Annotated in this window: 18 protein-coding genes; 10 read left to right on the top strand and 8 right to left on the bottom strand. The window is 65.0% G+C overall.

The features are described 5' to 3' along the window. Positions 1-3: 3 nt before the first annotated feature. Complete coding sequence (locus tag AC3ZI9_RS04095; RefSeq protein WP_489923866.1) at positions 4-1,014, bottom strand: Lrp/AsnC family transcriptional regulator; 1,011 nt, start codon at positions 1,012-1,014, stop codon at positions 4-6. A gap of 154 nt (positions 1,015-1,168) precedes the next feature. On the opposite strand from AC3ZI9_RS04095, the gene AC3ZI9_RS04090 reads away from it, so the two are divergent. Continuing rightward, positions 1,169-2,587, top strand: coding sequence for an MFS transporter (locus AC3ZI9_RS04090; protein WP_489923865.1), 1,419 nt, complete (start codon positions 1,169-1,171; stop codon positions 2,585-2,587). Further along, positions 2,584-3,780, top strand: coding sequence for a M20 family metallopeptidase (locus AC3ZI9_RS04085; RefSeq protein ID WP_489923864.1), 1,197 nt, complete (start codon positions 2,584-2,586; stop codon positions 3,778-3,780). The genes AC3ZI9_RS04090 and AC3ZI9_RS04085 overlap by 4 nt, the downstream gene beginning before the upstream one ends. On the opposite strand, the gene AC3ZI9_RS04080 is transcribed toward AC3ZI9_RS04085, so the two are convergent. Both AC3ZI9_RS04080 and AC3ZI9_RS04075 read right to left on the bottom strand, forming a co-directional pair. Then, complete coding sequence (locus AC3ZI9_RS04080; protein ID WP_444554990.1) at positions 3,767-4,087, bottom strand: DUF2316 family protein; 321 nt, start codon at positions 4,085-4,087, stop codon at positions 3,767-3,769. The two genes, AC3ZI9_RS04085 and AC3ZI9_RS04080, sit on opposite strands and share 14 nt — an antisense overlap. Positions 4,088-4,228: 141 nt before the next feature. Further along, positions 4,229-4,330 (bottom strand): ribbon-helix-helix protein, CopG family, encoded by a 102-nt coding sequence (locus tag AC3ZI9_RS04075; RefSeq protein WP_444554989.1) that lies wholly within the window; start codon positions 4,328-4,330, stop codon positions 4,229-4,231. 723 nt (positions 4,331-5,053) lie between these two features. Between AC3ZI9_RS04075 and AC3ZI9_RS04070 the strand changes: the two genes are divergently transcribed. From AC3ZI9_RS04070 to AC3ZI9_RS04045, 6 genes are all read left to right on the top strand, one after another. Beyond that, positions 5,054-5,533: a hypothetical protein gene (locus tag AC3ZI9_RS04070; RefSeq protein ID WP_444554988.1), complete on the top strand. Its 480-nt coding sequence runs from the start codon at positions 5,054-5,056 to the stop codon at positions 5,531-5,533. Position 5,534: 1 nt separating this feature from the next. Then, on the top strand, positions 5,535-6,833 hold the full coding sequence (locus tag AC3ZI9_RS04065) for an MFS transporter (protein ID WP_489923863.1): 1,299 nt from the start codon (positions 5,535-5,537) through the stop codon (positions 6,831-6,833). A gap of 373 nt (positions 6,834-7,206) precedes the next feature. Further along, a complete protein-coding gene (locus AC3ZI9_RS04060; RefSeq protein ID WP_489923862.1) occupies positions 7,207-7,914 on the top strand; it encodes a FadR/GntR family transcriptional regulator in 708 nt (235 codons plus the stop codon). Further along, a complete protein-coding gene (locus AC3ZI9_RS04055; RefSeq protein ID WP_489923861.1) occupies positions 7,911-8,873 on the top strand; it encodes an asparaginase in 963 nt (320 codons plus the stop codon). Before AC3ZI9_RS04060 ends, AC3ZI9_RS04055 begins: the two co-directional genes overlap by 4 nt. An 89-nt stretch (positions 8,874-8,962) precedes the next feature. After that, positions 8,963-10,375 carry an aspartate ammonia-lyase gene (locus tag AC3ZI9_RS04050; protein ID WP_489923860.1) on the top strand — a complete coding sequence of 471 codons (1,413 nt, stop codon included), beginning with the start codon at positions 8,963-8,965 and terminating at the stop codon, positions 10,373-10,375. A 79-nt stretch (positions 10,376-10,454) separates the two neighbouring features. Then, the gene (locus AC3ZI9_RS04045) at positions 10,455-11,297 is read left to right on the top strand and encodes an ArsR/SmtB family transcription factor (RefSeq protein ID WP_489923859.1); all 843 of its coding nucleotides are present in this window, start codon (positions 10,455-10,457) and stop codon (positions 11,295-11,297) included. A 22-nt stretch (positions 11,298-11,319) separates the two neighbouring features. Here the strand turns inward: AC3ZI9_RS04045 and AC3ZI9_RS04040 are convergent, their stop codons facing one another. The 5 genes from AC3ZI9_RS04040 to AC3ZI9_RS04020 all read right to left on the bottom strand — a co-directional run bounded on the left by AC3ZI9_RS04040 (position 11,320) and on the right by AC3ZI9_RS04020 (position 15,851). Further along, complete coding sequence (locus AC3ZI9_RS04040; protein ID WP_489923858.1) at positions 11,320-13,032, bottom strand: ABC1 kinase family protein; 1,713 nt, start codon at positions 13,030-13,032, stop codon at positions 11,320-11,322. A gap of 5 nt (positions 13,033-13,037) precedes the next feature. Then, positions 13,038-13,580 (bottom strand): PadR family transcriptional regulator, encoded by a 543-nt coding sequence (locus AC3ZI9_RS04035; RefSeq protein WP_444554981.1) that lies wholly within the window; start codon positions 13,578-13,580, stop codon positions 13,038-13,040. Positions 13,581-13,756: 176 nt separating this feature from the next. Continuing rightward, the gene (locus AC3ZI9_RS04030; RefSeq protein WP_444554980.1) at positions 13,757-14,161 is read right to left on the bottom strand and encodes a DUF3021 domain-containing protein; all 405 of its coding nucleotides are present in this window, start codon (positions 14,159-14,161) and stop codon (positions 13,757-13,759) included. A 680-nt stretch (positions 14,162-14,841) separates the two neighbouring features. Further along, the gene (locus AC3ZI9_RS04025) at positions 14,842-15,138 is read right to left on the bottom strand and encodes a hypothetical protein (RefSeq protein ID WP_444554979.1); all 297 of its coding nucleotides are present in this window, start codon (positions 15,136-15,138) and stop codon (positions 14,842-14,844) included. Positions 15,139-15,464: 326 nt separating this feature from the next. Beyond that, entirely contained in the window at positions 15,465-15,851 is a 387-nt protein-coding gene (locus tag AC3ZI9_RS04020) for a hypothetical protein (RefSeq protein ID WP_444554978.1), read from the bottom strand. 52 nt (positions 15,852-15,903) lie between these two features. Here AC3ZI9_RS04020 and AC3ZI9_RS04015 point away from each other — a divergent pair, with 52 nt between their 5' ends. Both AC3ZI9_RS04015 and AC3ZI9_RS04010 read left to right on the top strand, forming a co-directional pair. Next, entirely contained in the window at positions 15,904-16,428 is a 525-nt protein-coding gene (locus AC3ZI9_RS04015; protein ID WP_444554977.1) for a GNAT family N-acetyltransferase, read from the top strand. Then, a complete protein-coding gene (locus AC3ZI9_RS04010) occupies positions 16,425-17,165 on the top strand; it encodes a class I SAM-dependent methyltransferase (protein ID WP_444554976.1) in 741 nt (246 codons plus the stop codon). Before AC3ZI9_RS04015 ends, AC3ZI9_RS04010 begins: the two co-directional genes overlap by 4 nt. Positions 17,166-17,186: the final 21 nt, after the last annotated feature.

Below are 17,186 nucleotides of genomic sequence, written 5' to 3'. Positions count from 1 at the left end.
GATTCAGCGTCCGGAGCCGGCCTCCCACAGCGGGACCGGGACCGTGCCACAGGAGCGGCCGCCGGCATCGAGCAACCGGCCCGCCCGCTTATAGTGCCGCACGGTGGCCTGCCGGGATACCACCGTGCACCCCGGGGCCCGCCGGGCCAGCTCCACCTCGAGCCCGCGGACCTCGGAGAACTCATGCACCCACAGGGTCGCCAGCAGGTTCGCGGCCCCCAGCACCTCGGCGCTGAGCCGGCAGCCGGGAAGGTTCCCCAGATAGGCCCCGATCTCCTCCACCGAGGTCGCCGGAACGCTGAGCAGCAGGGAGACCTCGCGTTGTCCTGCCTCGATCTCCAGGGCGGCGTCGCAGCGCAGGGAGAGGAACCCCGAATCGAGGATCTGGCTGATCCTGCGTTGGGCCGTCTGCGCGGATACGCCGCATTCCTGCCCCAGCCGGGCCCAGGACATCCGGCCATCGGAGGACAGCCCCCGCACCAGGCGGGTGTCCAGCGCGTCGGGGACGTGGCCGACCCGCACCGGCCGTGCCGGGGCGCCCAGTTGGCGTACCTGGGCCGGCTCCAACGTCCCGGACCGCCATTCCGAGGCCCCGCGGTGCAGGGTGGTGGAGAACATCACGTCACGGTGGACCAGCCCGGGAAGCTCGGCGAAGGAGCGGGTCAGGGTGCGCATCAGCTCGTCGTGGGAGGAGGCATAGCAATCGACCAACAGGTCGTGGGGTCCGGAGACCAGCGAAACGGTGGCGAACGCCGGATCCAGGCAGAGCCGTTCGATCAGTTCCGCCTGTCGGGCCGGGGTCGAAGTCAGGTAGGCGAAGGCCGACCAGCCGGCCTCGAGGTACTTCGGCCCCGGGAACGGGGTCACCCAGGCGATGCCGGCCTCGCGCAGGGTCTCCCAGCGGCGGGCCAGGGTCACCGCCGAAACGTCCAGGACAGTCGCGAGCTGCTCCCAGTCGACGCGAGGGGCAATCTGCAGGGCGTGGATGATCTTGAGATCAAGTTCCGAGATCATGGACGATTCCTTCGTGAGTAATCCAAATAATGATGTTTCCACTGGATTTTCCGTGCCCTTACCGTACACCTTCAAAATAGGTGATGTACCGCACATCGGAGGTTCGGCCCCCAGGGCCCGGCCCCCGGCAGAGCCCACCCACCAAGGATTCCCCATGAGAACCACCCACGAGGCCTCCGCACCCATCGTGCGGCGGACCATCACCGGCATGATCGTGGCCATGGCGCTGATCGAGGCGCTCAGCGGCGTCACGCAGGGCTATCTGAACCCGATCCTGCCGGCCCTGGGCCCGAGACTGGACATCGACGACCCGACCATCAACGGGATCTTCCTGATCTCCAACGTCTCCTTCGCGGTGATGACCCCGATCATCTCCCGGCTCGGTGACAGCTTCGGTTATCGACTGGTGCTGCGCTGCTCCACGGTCGTCGTCGCCGCCGGGGTCCTGCTCATGGCCCTGGCCCCGACCCTGCTCACCGTGAGCATCGGCGTCGTCATGCTCACCTGCGTCGTGGGTTTCATCCCGCTGATGATGGGCATCCTGCGCGTGACCAGCTCGGCCGACACCCGGCGCGGCGTCAGCGTCATGATCGGCACCTTGATGATCATGGTCGGATTCGGCGGCCTGCTGGCCGGTCTGATCGGGGCCCACGATCCGGCCCGCGGGTTCTGGGTCGGGGTGCCGTTCGCCCTCCTGGCGCTGCTCATGACGTTCTTCCTGCCCGACGCCGGGGTCCCCACCCGGGAGCCGATCGCCCTGCTGCCGATGACCTGCTGCTCCCTGGGGCTCGTGGGCCTGGTCATCGCCCTGTCGATGGGCCCGGACTGGGGCTGGCTGTCGGCGAAGACCCTGCTCGCCGGGATCATCGGGGTGGGCCTGCTGCTGTGGTGGACCCGCATCGACGCCCGCGCCGAGAAGCAGTTCATCAACCTGCGCCTGCTGGCGGTCCCGCGCGTACGCAGCGTCTCGCTGGCCACGTTCTTCTTCGGCTTCGCCTCGGTCAGCTATTTCGGGACCAACGGGATCTTCCTGCACGCCGACGCCGAGGCCGCCGGCTACGGTTTCGGACTCGATCCGCTGGCCATCGCCCTGGTCCTCGCCCTGGCCTCGGTCCTCGCCCTCGGCGCCTCGCTGCTGACCGGCCGGGCGCTGACGGCGATCGGCGAACGCACCACCTTGATGCTGGCCGGGGCGACCCTCGCCTCGGGGTTCGTGGTCATGGCCCTGGGGCACGGCTCCTTCACCGGATACTGCGCCGGCTTCGCCTTGTTCAACATGGGCATGGGCATCTACCAATCGGCCACCCGGGCGCTCTCGGTCGAAGGGGTCCCGCTGGAGGAAACGGCCACGGCCGCCGGACTGAACGAACTGGCGCTCTCGGTGGGCATCGCCGTGGGTGCGGCGGTGGTCAAGATGCTCTCCTCCACCTTCGCCGCCGACGGCCATATCCTGATGAAGGGGATGATCGCCATCTGGATCACCCTGATCCTGGCCGCCCTCGTCGCCACCTTGTTTTCCCGCGGGTACACCCCGGTCACCGCATCCGCCCCCACCGAAGAGGTCACAGCATGAATCCGCACCAGACCCGGCACGACGCCGGTCCCGCCATCCAGGAACCGGCCTCCACGATCTCCCGGGCCTTGGACCGCGATCGTGCCACCGTGCTGGAACTGAGCCACGCCCTGCATGCCGACCCGGAGCTCGGCGGGAACGAACACCGCTCCGCGGCCCGGGTGCGTACGGTGCTGGCCGGGGCCGGCTTCGACTTCCCGGACCACCAGCCGGACTCCCCCACCGCCTTCCATGCCACCACCGGTTCCGGGGATCTGGTCGTGGCCGTCTGTATTGAATACGACGCATTGCCGGGGCTCGGCCATGCCTGCGGACACAACGTCAACGGGGCCATGGCGGTGGCCACCGCGCTGGCACTCGCCGACGTCGCCGAAGAGCTGGGCCTGACGGTCGAGGTCTTCGGTACTCCCGCGGAGGAGACCACCGGAGGCAAGGTCGATCTGATCAACGAGGGCTTCTTCTCAGGGGTCCATCTGGCCTTGATGGGCCATGCGGCCGATACGGACGGGGTCGGCTCCGCCTCGTTGGCCCTGGGCTGCTGGGACGCCTACTTCTCGGGGGTTCCGGCGCATGCGGCAATGAACCCCGCGGCAGGGGTCAACGCCCTGGACGCGGTGGTGGTGGCCCAGACGGCCATCGGACTGGCCCGTCAGCAGCTACCGGCCGGGGCGATCGTCTCGCTGGTGGTCCTCGAGGGGGGCACCGCCGTGAACATCATTCCGGCCCGGGCCCACGCCCGGGTGGAAATGCGGGCCCCGTCGGCCGAGACCCTGGTCCTCGTCCAGGACAAGATCCGCACATGCCTCGAGGCAGGAGCCCTGGCCAGTGGCGCCACGCTGGAGATCGAACCGCAGGGCCACGATTTCGCCGATCTGCGCCAGAACCGTTTCCTGGCCGAGTCCTATGCCGCCGCGATGGTCGATCGGGGCCGCGAGGTGCCGCTGCTGGAGGCTCCCGCGGCGTCCACCGACATGGGCAACGTCTCGCATCTGGTCGCCTCGATCCACCCGATGGTGGGATACCCCACCGACGGCGCCACACCCCATACCGCCGAATTCGCGTCCTTCGGAACCAGCGAGGGGGCCGATCAGGCAGTGCTCGACGGCGCCTACGGTCTGGCCATGGCGGCGGTCGCCGCCGCCACGGATCCGCGCGAACGATCCCGGCTTCAGTCGGGGATCAGTCCGCGGTGACCCCTGAACCGGCTCGCGGGGCCTGGCGCAGTTCGAACCACCGGTAGGCCTCGGTCCTGGCCTCTTCGGTCAGCACCGTGTACGCGGCAGGTTCGGCGCCGGCATCGCGGGCCGTCTGCTCGAGGTAGTCGCGCAGCACCCACACATCGACGGGGTCCACCAGTTCGCGTAGCTCCAGCGCCGCGTCGAGCGCCTCGTCGCTGAATTCGAGGTCTTCGCAGACTTGCTCCCGGCTCCGACCGGACAGGGACAGGTTCTTTGCGAGCTCTTCGCTGGTGACCTGGCGTTCGGCTGGTTTCAACGTCATGGGTCGCTCCTTCAGCTGATGGGGTCCTTCCCCTGAACCCTACGCGTCCCCGTCAACCCGTGGGCCTCTTCGTCCGGACTCACGTGCGAAGTCCGTGCCTCAAGCAAGACAAAGCATGCTCGAGCGCGGACTCGTGAACTTTCACGCGCCGGATTCGGCCAGCGCTTCACGGATGATTTTAGAACGGGTCTTCCCCTCACGCTCGGCGCGTGCGTCAACGACTGAGAGCTCTTCCTCGGTCAAGCGAAGCGCGACGACCTGAGACGGCCTCGAGCCACGCCCCGGACGGCCTCGGCCTCGCTTCTTCAACGTGTCGGCGAGAGCCGCTCCGCCCCAGGGGCACCGCCACTCCCGGGCACCATGCGCCCGCCGGATTCCAGGATCCGACGGACGTCGCGGTGCCGGGCCCCCGCCCCGGCAACTTCCCAAACTCGGGCTCGGCCACCGGCGTGGGTGGTATTGATGGCTTCCAGCACGGCGGGGGCCTCAGCGGCCAAGGACTCCATGAGCCGCGAGATGGTGACTCCGAGGCAACGAGCCAGAACGCCGCCGGGTCTTGCGCGACGAATGGTTTGCGCCACGGCAGAACGCGGTGTTCACGGCTGTTGGCAGGCTGACGGTTTTCGCAGTCCCGGTCAGCAGGATGGTTCCGGCTTGGGACGAGACACCGGTCCCGTGCGAATCATCTTGAGGTCGAGGTAGCAAGGAGCAAATTTCTTCATCGTCAGGGTGCTCCTTTTCCGGCCGGAATTAAAGACGAAGTTGGGTCTTGTGTTTTTTAATGTGACTCACATAACATTCGTTGTGTAATGAAATTACAGACCTGCTAGCGGCCTTACAGAAAGGAGATCCATTATGCGTGGTGGCATCAACCCCCGTCCTACCCGCCCCTAATGACTTGCTGAAGTGCCCTGTATGCCATGTCGATGGCCAGCAGGGCACTTCTCTAATCAAGAAAGTACTCGTATGAATATTGATGGCATCTATGACAGCTATGTCCGCTCTAGTGCTCGGTACTGCCGCGACCTCTTCCGCGCGGCTCAAAATTTCTTCGCAGCGAATGCTCTTGTCGAAGATGTCATCACTGGATCGGGAGTCCCTACTCCTCCTCAGGTCGACGCCATCTCTTCAACCTTCGCTAAAACCAGCACCTGTGCCATAGAAGCGGTGGCTTCAGTCCAAGAATTCGCCGCGGCGCACAACAACTATCCAGATCAGCAGCTTCTCGTGGATTCTGATACCCAGCAGTGGAGGCTCCGTCGGATAGCTGAGCTCGGGGAGCGGATCGCCAATATGACTTCTGCGCTGAGTTCTGGGGCCGATCTGCAGGAGCAGATCTGGGCTGAGCCAGAATACACTCGCCTGTTCACGGAAATGGCTGACATCGTATGTACAAGCGTGACCTGGCAGCGAAGTTTAGCCCTCGAGACACACGGGGAGTTGTGATTTGAGCATCGCCGACGAGAATCACGTCGACTCCGAGAGCCAGCCGAATCCTTTTCGACGCCTTGCTTTCCGGCAGTGGTATGCAGCTACAACACTGCTTGCTGTGAGCACTTCCACCATGGTGGCAGTAACGCTGGCACTCGTCGACGTCACGGCCAGTGTCGCCCTGGCCGGTCTGATCAGCGGCCTCATTCTTGGAATCGAACTGCTGGTAGTGCCCATAGGGGGTGGCTTGGCTGACGTGATCTCCCGTCGGACGCTGTTGCGCCGTGCGCTTTTCGCGGCACTGGCCGCGAACACCGTGCTCGTCGCCTTGCTGACCACCCTGACCCTGGCAGGGGGTGAAGGAAGAGCCTGGATTGCCTGGGCAGTGGTCGTTGCGCTCGTGGTGTCGGCGGGTGCGGCGGGAATCGCCGATCCCGCCCTCGACGCCTCGGCCCGGTCATTGATTAAACCTCCAGAGTTTCCGCGCGCAATGAGTGCCGAACAGGCACGCAGCTCCACATTGCAGATCGTCGGCAGTCCCGCTTCGGGTGGACTCTACGCCCTCATACCGTCAGCCCCGTTTATGCTTCGCGTTTTATGCGACCTGGGTTTCCTCCTGACCTTGCGACACATTCGCCAGGACCTCGGCCCCGTGACACATGAGGGACTAGATAAGGACTCAGGTGCCTCCCCTCGCGGCCGATATGCTCAAGCGCTCCTGGGGTACCGGGAGGCTTTGTCGTTTCTACGTCAACACCGTGCCTTACGGCGAGTTCTGGTCGCTGCGCCACTGGTTAATCTCATGGTTTTTTCCGGTACGTCCTGGACGGTTTTGCACCTGGCCTCAACAGGGGTGAACGCGCTAACAACGGGGATCACCGTCGCCGGGTTTGCTGTCGGTGGACTGATTGGCAGTGCCATAGCCCCGGCACTGACAGATCGATTCCCCCCTGGCCCCCTGGCGATCGTCGGGCTGTCTTGGATGACCGCCATCTTTGCCGGGCTATTTCTGTGTGACGGACGACCGTGGACACTGTTTGTCTTGGGCGTCCTCGCAATGCTTCCTTCTCCTGCGCTCAACGGGGGGCTGTTCGCACACGTGTTCGCCGAGACGTCTCCAGGCATGCAGGGACGGGTGATGGCCACCTTCAGCCTTGTCGGCGGACTCGCCACGGTGGCTGCTCCGATCGTTGCAGGAGCCGCCATTCAAGCTAGGCTTGACGCAACTTTGGGTGTCTTCACCTGCGCAATTGGCGCACTCGGAGTTCTGGTGTTGCTCACCTCTCCAGCAGTGCGGGCCATGCCCCGTCCGTGACCGGTTCTCCTCTTTGGCGTCGCGACTGATCGGACTGAGCGAAGACATGGGCCATGGGCATCGGTGGAACGTCACAACAGGAGGAGTAGCCGCCGAAAACGGTTGAGCGGCCTCATATAGATCCTCCTCAGGCCACCATTCCATGATTGGGCCGTACCGAAAATCAGCTCCGTAGGGGTATCGAATCCTGGAGTAGCGGCCTAACCTTTGGGACACTCGTTTGAGCCTGGGCCTTTCACCGGGCTCCGAATTCCAGGGACCGGCGAAAGACCGAAGCAGGGAGCTCGCGAGCATCCGCCGCGTCCAGAGTGTATCGGCTCCGGAGGCCCGCCTGTTTTGACCTCGGACTGTGATCGGTGCCATCCTACTGTTCATGAACCTGTCAGACAGCTGGACAGCAGGACAGCAACCGATCGAGCGCACGAGCGCCCCCGAAGCGGTCTTCGCCTCCCTGCGAAAGGCCATCGAAGCCGGCGACCTGCCCGTGGGCACCAAACTCAGTTCGGAGGCAGCCCTGGGCGCCCGCTTCGGCGTCAGCCGTTCGGTCGTGCGCGAGGCCCTGCGCTCCTGCGCGTCCCTGGGTCTGACCCGCACCGAGACCGGCCGCGGCACCTTCGTCATCGCCGACGACGCCACCACCGACCTGGTGCTGGGCACCTTCTCCTCCACCGACCTCCTCGAGGCCCGCCCGCATATCGAGGGCCCGGCGGCCCGACTGGCCGCCGAACGACGCACTCCCGCGGATCTTGAACGCCTGGCCTCGCTCATGGAGCAGATGCGGACCGAGGAGGACGCCGAAGCCTGGGTGGAACTAGACACCACCTTCCACCTGGCCATCGCCGCCGCCGGGGGCAATGGCGTCTTCATCAAGGTCATCGCGGACATCCGCGAGGCCATGGCCCGCCAGTCCGAGACCATCAACCTGGTCTCTGGCCGCCGCCGTGCCTCGGAAGCCGAACACCAGAAAATCGTCTCGGCGATCCGGGCCCGTGACCCCGCGGCCGCCGAAACCGCCCTGCAGGAACACCTCGGAGCCGTCCACGGCGCCGTCGACCATCTCGTGAAGAACGGATCCCAGTGAATCTTCCCTCCCACGCCCCGCTCGCCGTCCAGACCCGAGGCGATGCCGTCGAATCCGTCCACTACGGATCCCTGATCACCACCGCACCCGACGGGAGCATCTCCTCCAGCATGGGCGACAGCCAGGCGGGCTTCTACCCGCGCTCGGCCCTGAAACCACTCTTTGCCGTGGGCATGGTGCGCGCCGGCCTGGCCGTGTCCAGCGAACAACTCGCCCTGGCCGCGGCCAGCCACTCCGGTTCCGAGCGCCATCAGGACATCGCCGCCTCCACCTTGGCCGACGCCGGAATGGACGCCTCGGCCTTGGCCAACAGCACCGACCTGCCCTATGGCGCCGAAGAACGAAGCGCCTGGCTGCAGGCTGGAAACGGCCCCACCCGACTGGCCCAGAACTGCTCGGGCAAACATGCCGCGCTCGTCGCCCTCTGCGTGAAGCGTGGCTGGCCCGTTCAGGGCTACCTCGACACATCCCACCCGATCAACGAACTACTGCGCAGCACCGTCGAGGACCTCACCGGCGAGAACGTCGGCACCACCAGCACCGATGGCTGCGGAACCCCCGTCTACACCCTGTCCCTGGCCGGGGTCGCCCGGGCCTTCGGCCGGTTGGCCGCGGCCGCCGAGGGCACCGCGGAACGTGCCGTGGCCGATGCCATGCGCGCCCACCCCGAGCTGGTCGCCGGCGAGGGACGTGATGTCACAGCCATCATGCGCGCCGTCCCCGGGCTGGTCGCCAAGGACGGTTTCGAGGGCATCCAGGCCATCGGCCTGCCCGACGGCACGGGACTGGCCCTGAAGATCTCCGACGGCGGGGACCGGGCGCGGATGCCCGTCGCCGCGGCGGCCCTGTCCCGGCTGAGCGACGATCCCTCCCTGGCCGCGGCCCTGCACCCCCTCCTGGCCGTCGGCGCCCTGGGCGGCGGCGAACGCGTCGGCGAACTCACCGCCGTCCCCGCCTGATACTTCCGGGACCGGCCGACACCGCCGTCGTCCCCTCCCCCGCTTTTCCCATACCCACCCAGAGCAACACCCTTCAGGAGCATCACCCCATGTCCATCAGCACCTTGGCCGCCACCCGTCTCGAACACGATCTGATCGGTGACCGCGAAGTCCCCGCCGAAGCCTACTGGGGCGTGCACACGCTGCGCGCCTCCGAAAATTTCCATATCACCGGCCAGCAGGTGGGCTCGAACCCGCACCTGATCCGCGCCCTGGCCCTGGTCAAGCAGGCGGCGGCCCGGGCGAACCGCGAACTCGGTCTGCTGGACGCCACCCGTGCCGAAGCCATCGATGCCGCCTGCGCGGAGATCGCCGGGGGCGCCCTGCATGACCAGTTCATCGTCGACGTCCTCCAGGGTGGTGCCGGGACCAGCACGAATATGAATGCCAACGAGGTCATCGCCAACCGGGCCCTGGAGATCCTCGGCCACGCACGTGGGGACTACCAGCACCTGCACCCCAACGACCACGTGAACCTCTCCCAATCCACCAACGACGTCTACCCCACGGCAGTGAACGTGGCGACCTCCTTCACCGCGGCCCCACTGCTGGCGGCCATCGAAGAACTCGAAACCGCATTCCAAGCCAAGGCCAGCCAATTCCGTACCGTGGTGAAGATGGGCCGCACCCAGCTGCAGGATGCCGTACCCATGACGCTGGGCCAGGAGTTCGGCACCTACGCGGTGACCATCCGCGAAGACCACGACCGGTTGGCCGAGTCCCTGGAGCTGGTTCATGAGATCAACCTGGGCGCCACGGCGATCGGCACCTCGCTCAACGCCCCCGACGGCTATACCGAGGCCGCCTGCCGGCACCTGGTCGAACTGACCGGTCTGCCGCTGACCACCTCCCCCGACCTGATCGAAGCCACCCAGGACGTCGGCGCCTTCGTGCACCTTTCCGGCGTGCTCAAGCGCGTGGCCGTGAAGCTCTCCAAGATCTGCAACGATCTGCGCCTGCTGTCCTCCGGCCCGCGGGTGGGCTTCAACGAGATCAATCTGCCGGCCGTTCAGGCAGGGTCCTCGATCATGCCCGGCAAGGTCAACCCGGTCATCCCCGAGGTCGTCAACCAGGTCGCCTACCAGGTGGTCGGGCACGATGTGACGATCTCGATGGCCGCCGAGTCCGGACAGCTCCAGCTCAACGCCTTCGAACCGGTGATCGTGCACTCCCTGTCGATGTCGATGCGCCACCTGGAAGCCGGCTGCCTGACCCTGGCCCGCAACTGCGTGTCGGGTATCACCGCCAACGAGGACCTGCTGCGGGCCAACGTGGAGAACTCGATCGGCCTGGTGACGGCGCTGACCCCGCAGCTGGGGTACGCCACCTCGACGGCGATCGCCATGGAGGCCCTGCATTCCGGCCGCGGGATCGCCGACCTGGTGCTGGAGCAGAACCTGCTCAGCCGCACCGAACTGGAGGAGCTGCTGCGCCCGGCACGCCTGGCCAACCTCTCCGAATAGTCCCTGTTCCCCGGGGCCACGCGCCGCCCCGGGGACCGGCAGGCCTTGACATTGGATTCCCTGGTTGAAGAATCGGAGGATGAGCACCCCCGTAACGCAGACGTTCACCGCCTTGGGCGATCCGGTGAGAGCGACGATCGTCGACCACCTCTCCGCGACGGATGCCACGGTCGGTGAGCTGGCCGCACTATTCGAGATCTCCCAGAGATCCCTGACGCGGCATCTGGGCGTGCTGGAACGCGCCGGGCTGATCACCCGCCGTCGGGAGGGCCGGACGCGCCGCGTTCAGTTGGAAGAACAGACCCTGGATGCCGCGCACCATTGGCTCCAGGAGCGACGACGTCGGCTCGAGCACCGCCACCGACGTCTCGGCGCCGTACTGGCCCGCCTTCCGGAGCACTCCGATCCAACCGTCAGGGGAAAGATCATGAATCCGCACGACATCCACCATCCGGGACGGACCGAACACCGCCGCGTCGGCGAACAAAGCGTGGTGCACCGGCGCGAATTCTCCGCCCCGGCCGCCTTGGTCCAGCGCGCCCACACGGACGTGGAACTGTTTAGGCAATGGATGGGCCCGCGGGGGACCACAGTCCGCGTGGAACGCTTCGATGCGGTCACCGGAGGGGCGTTCCACTACATCGTCGAAGCCGAGGGTGGCGGCAGCCGGCCGTTCCACGGCTCCTATCATGTGGTCTCTCCCGGGCTGATCGTGCATACCTGGGAGTACGAGGAGGACCACGACGTCACCTTGGAGACGCTGCATTTCGTCGATCACGGCGACGGATCCAGCGCCCTGGAGGCCACCTCGACCTACCCGTCCAAACACGCCTGCGACGCCATGATCGATTCCGGCATGGACGCCGGGATGGACGAGGACTTCGAACGTCTGGACACCGTGCTGAAAGAGGCCCGCGACTGAGACCTTCGGCGAGCTTGCCGCCTCAGGGCCGCCGGCGCCCCGCCCACAGTCCGGTGAGCAGCGGAACGGCAGACCCGATCATCAGGACGTTGCCCAGCACCACGTCGTCGGGACGGACCAGTGAACCGGCGATGAGCACGGCACCGAAGACCAGGACCGCCACCGCCCGTTGGATGGTGCGCTGCAACCCTGCGACTTGGCGTTCCAGCCGGGGGCTGGCCACCGAGAGGGTCCCGTCTTCGATTCCGGTGATGAGGCCATCCAGGCGTTTGGGCAGCCCCACGGCGACCTTGGCGACATCGAGCCCCTCGCGGGCGACGTCCTGCACGAAATTTCCGCGCTCGTCGCGCAGCAGCTGCCCCGCATAGGGCTCCACCGAGTCCCACAAGTTGAACTGGGTATCTAGCGTGCTGCAGACGCCCGAGGTCAGGGACATCGCCCGGATGATGAGGAGGAAGTTCTCCGGCAATTGGAACGGCAACGACCTGACGACGTCCCCGAATTCAGTCGCGAATTCACGAAATTCGCGCGGGTCCACGTCCTTCAGCTCGGCGAAGCCCATCCCCCCGAAGCGGGCGAAAAGCTGCGTCATGGCCCGCTCCAACTCGCCCGTATCGGTCGAGGGCACCAACACGCCCACGTCGCCGATCGCGGCTACGAGCCCTTTACCGTCCCGGGAGGCTGCGGCGATCAGTAGTTTCCGCAGTCCGCTTCGTGTACTGGGTGGAACGTCCCCCATCATGCCGAAGTCGATGAACGTCAGCTTCCAAGGGTGCTCCGCAGAGGAGTCGCCGGTTGGGGTGACGAAGATGTTTCCGGGGTGGGGATCGGCATGGAAGAAACCGTTCGTGAACATCTGGTCGAACATAATCGAGGCGAAAACGGGGGCCACCTGTGCCGGATCAATGCCTGCAGCACGAAGCGCCACGGCATCGGTGATCTTGATGGCGGTGACGTCCTCCAGGGTGAGGACGCGGCGGGCGCTTCGCTCCCAGACCACCGCAGGGACCGCCACCCGATCGTCCTCGGCGAATTCGGCGGCGAAGCGCTCGGCATTGGCCGCTTCCTGCAGATAGTCGATTTCCTCGCGGCTCGTCTGGGCGAACTCTTCGACCAATGCCGGCATATCCGCGCGCTTGGAGACCAGGCGCACATGGCTGAGCCAGCCGCCGACTTTGCGCAGGGCCGCCAAGTCTATGTCGACAATGGCCTCGATGCCGGGTCGTTGAACCTTCAGCATCACCGTGTCGAAACCGGTATCGGCGGCCAGGCTGGGAACCAGCCGTGCCCGGTGCGCCTGCCCGAGAGAGGCTGCGGCAATGGGTGTCTCCTCGACGGCGGCGAAGACCTGCTCCAGCCCGGCACCCAACTCAGCCTCGGCAAGGGCCCGGATCGCGGGGAACGGAACAGGAGGAACCTCGTCCTGCAGACCTTCCAACTCGGCGGTGATCTCCGGCGGAAGGACATCGAGCCGGGAAGACATGAACTGCCCTACCTTGATCATCAAACCGCCCAGTTCCACCGCAAGCCGATGGAAACGCTGCGCAAAGCGCCGCATCCTTTCGGTCCGCCCCCGGTCCGCCATCCATCTGAGCCCGATCCGTGGAAGGAACAGTTCGAACCACCAGGTCACCACCAGGTGCCAGGCCGCGAAACGCAGGATGCGCCGATAGCGGGCACGGGTGTTGCCGGCCCCCGCCACCGGATCTGCCCGATCCCGACGAACCGACGCCACCCCCGTCAGCCCTGGGCGAGGATCGAGTAGAGCCGACGCCGGGCCTCGTCGAGCACCGTCACGGCTTCCTGCACCTGTTCCGGAGTTCCGGTGCGACCGACCTGCGACGCTGCCTGGGCGAGTTCCACACCGGCCTTGGGAAGCGCCGCGAAACCTGAGCCTGAGGCTGCCCCGCTGGTCTCCCAGGGAGCCGGCTCATCGTTGTCAGCGACGTCTTCCCGGCCCGCCTCGGTGAGCGAGTAGATCTTGCGTCCATTGGATTCCTCGGAACTGATGAAACCCTCGTCGGCGAGTAACTGCAACGTGGGGTAGACGGAGCCGGCACTGGGCTTCCAGCTACCACCGCTGCGCTCTTCGATTTCGCGGATGATCTGATATCCGTGCATCGGGCGCTCTGCGAGCAGGGCCAGAACCGCTGTGCGCACCTCGCCGCGTCCGGCACGCGTGCCCGGGCGTTTCCCGAATCGTGCTCGCAGCTCTTCCACGGCCTGCCACATACCGTCCATGTTGTTGCCGTCGAATCCACCTGACGGATATGAATTACGCATTTTGGTCTCCTTCGGGAATCGCCAACGATGTACAGCGATACTCAACGATATATCGCGATACACGCAAAACCAAGGGAATTAGCCCCCGCTATCCAGCTCCGCACAAAATGAAGGGCCCGCATCCCACGTACCCGAGGACCTTCTGGCGATCCACGCCCACGCTTGGGGCGCTGGCCTTATTGAGGGCTGGCCGACGTGCTGCCTCGTTTTTGAAGACGCGGAACGACGATACCGAAAACACAATACGCAAGAACCCAGGCGACGAGCCCGATAACCAGGAAGTACCCTCCGATGACCAGAATGTCCGTAGCTGTTTGTGCGGGGAACCAGCCACTCAAGCACAGAGCGGGAAAAACCGTCAGGGCCATCACCAAAAAGTGAATAACCGTCTGGCGCCTCAGGGTCCACGCTTCAACGTCGTAGATCACCGAAGCCGCCATGACCGAAGCAACGATGACACCGACAGTCAGCGTGCCGCGTGCGTCTGATGTCTGGTCCAACGCCGCCAATCGCGCCGCAATGCCCGACATGAGCACGAGCGGAATACCGCCCCGTAGCGCTGCTTTCCCCCAGAGCTTCATGACTCAATCGTAGCCGGAGTGGCAATCCCGGGTCGGCCGTCCATAGCTGAAGGAGCGAAGAAGTTCTGGACGAAAACCACGCGCGGATCGGCGCCCTCCCGAAAAACGTATTCGCTTCCAGCGCTCTCCGGTATCTTGTCCTCCATGGTCCTCAATGTGCATGAGCGAAAAATCGCCGCACCCCCAGCAGTGGTCGCTGAGTTGATCGATTCACTGGCCAGCTCCAATGATCGCCTCTGGCCCAGCAATGACTGGCCTGCCATGTGCCTGGACCGAGGACTCGAGGTAGGTTCCGCCGGCGGGCACGGCCCGGTCCGCTACACCATCGAGCACTACGAACCGGGCCGACGGGTGAAGTTCCGGTTCACTGGTCCGGAGGGCTTCCACGGACACCATTCCTTTGCGGCCTTCAGTAACTCAACCGACTCAACGCTGCTTCGACACGAACTGTTCTTGAGGCCGCGGGGTATCGCACTCATCACCTGGCCGTTGTTCTTCAGGCCCCTCCACAACGCCCTAGTGAAAGAAAGTCTGGATCGCGCCGAACGGGAATGCGGTGCTCCAGCCAGATCGCCCTCTCGTCGAACTTTGTGGACCAGAGTGCTTCGGGCCGCACTCTCGCAGCCACTCACACCGCACCGAAAGAACAGCTAAGGAATCCTGGGCCCCGGGGTCCGTGTTCAGCGTGACGAATCCTCCGTGGTTAGGGTTTCGATCTGCGCGCGCGGCAGGAAAGCAACATAGACACAGATCGCGGCGATAAATAGGAACACGAAGCACAGCAAGCCCCAGCCCACCGAATCGCTCGAGGCCTCGTAGGGCACAACGCCGACGATGGCCAAAATACTGGCCACCGCAAAACCAATCAAACCGAAGCCACCGGCCTCAATCCCGACGGCGATGGATTTCCCGGTTTGAAACCAATGGCTTTCCTTCAAGAAGCCCCTTGCTGTCGCACCACCAATGATGAACGCCACCGCTGCGAGGGAACAGGCCCCTACCAGCAGCAGTGAAAGAGAGCCATATTCGACGCTGTCGGTGCCGACATGGACAACGGCCCGACTCGGTAGCCATGGGCCCCAGACCAGATAGAGGAGGGGGACTAGGACGATGGAGCTTGCGGGGGGCAACGATCAACAAGGCAATTACCCTGCTTCTGCCACTAGTCCGCGAGGACTTAGGTCCGTCAGGAAGTTCAGTCATTTCCCGCTACATCCCCTCTGTAGTGGCCAAGCATCTGCAGCTTCGGCCATCGTATGGCACGGATCAGCGGCGAAAAGCCTTCCGCACCTCGCAAGCTTCTTTACGATTCGCCAACCACCGTGATGAGGTAGCTGTTGATGTCGGCGACCTTCGCTGATTTCGCCGTGCTTTTGAAACGCAGGACATGGCAGAACGCGGTTTCCGTCCCATCGGCTAGCCGCAGGACCCCATCGACCCCGGCACCACGTCCGTGCGTCAGGAACGTTCCAAATTTCAGCTCGTCAACCGGGGGAAGGGCCAACGCCAATTCCCGGGCTGCCGCGCGCCCGGTCACGGTCTGCCGCCCGACCACCGTCCAGGAAACTTCCTCGTCGAGCACTGCCTCAAGGTGTTCGACGTCGCGTTGCGCGAGGGCGACCACCAGATCCCTGAGGATTTCCTTGCGCGGGGAATTTCCGCAGTCCGGTTCTTCGTCAATGGTGACCATGCGCCGAGTGTACCCAGCATCGCCCGCCGGACCCTCGTCGTACCATCGGTCCATGGCCCTTCGAATTCGCCCTGCGACCCCGGCCGACGCGGCATCGATCGAAGCGCTAGAGAACGACGCCGACCGGCTCTTGATCGACTGGTTGTCCCCTGCTCATTGGCCCCCTGCCCCTTCCGGTGCCTCCAGACTTTCAGCGGACGGATACCTTCTGGTTGCCGAAGAGGGCAGTCCACCCGCCATTCTCGGCTTCGTTCATGTCCTGGAAGTCGAGGGGCTGGCCCATCTGGAACAACTGTCGGTGGCCCCCGCACATGGCCGGCAGGGCTATGGCCTACTCCTCCTTAATGCTGCCCTCGCTGAAGCCCGGGTACACGGATATGACCGGGTCTCCCTACGGACCTATGCCGACGTGCCCCGGAATGCACCGTTCTACTCCCGAGCCGGTTTTGTCGAGGTGCTCCCCGCGACCGACTTCCACCGTGGCTTGATCGATACCGAAGAGGATCTCGGGCTGCCTGGCTACGGCCGCAGGGTCCAGATGACGGCATCGCTGAACGACCGTACCGTGGGGCCATGACTTCACCATTGACCGGCGAACAGCTCACCGCCCTCTACGACGCTGAGAACCCGTGGTCGGTGGACGACGCGTTCTTCCTCACCGTCATCAACGAGCTCCCGAGCAGCCAGGTTCTTGATCTGGGATGCGGCACTGGACGACTCACCCGGGCCGTCGCTGCCGATGGTCATCACGTCGTCGGCATCGATCCGGATGCCGAGGCCCTTGATGCCGCACGGAGGAAACCGGACGCCGAGAACATCAGGTGGGTTCACGGAACATCAACCAGGATCCCCGACGGGGTTCTCTTCGATACCGCCATCATGACCTCCCATGTGGCCCAAGCCATTAGCGACGAGGCAGCCTGGGCCCAAACCCTTGAAGGTCTTCATTGGGCACTGGTCCCCGGCGGACGTTTGATCTTCGATTCCCGCGATCCTGCGGCCCGTGTCTGGGAGCGGTGGACTCCGGCCAACACGCGGGATACCTACACACTCCCCGATGGCACGACCGTCGAAACGTGGATTGATTGCACTGTCCCTCGCGACGGGCTGGCACTTCTGACCGAACACCGGCTCCGTCGCGGCCGTGAGGAAGAGACCGCCACGCTGATTCTCTCCTTCCGCACTGAAACACAGCTGCGCCAGGATCTCGCGGTAGCAGGGTTCACTCTCGAACAGGTGCTCAGCGGTTGGGCTGGCGAAGTCATCGGGGAAGGCCAGGGTGAACTGATCGTGATCGCCCGCAAGCGAAGCTGAACACGCGCAAGGACCGGGGCT

This window comes from Arthrobacter sp. AOP36-F1-5 (assembly GCF_058137995.1).
The sequence above is the reverse complement of the archived record's forward strand: the minus strand, read 5'-3'. Positions and strand labels throughout refer to the sequence as shown.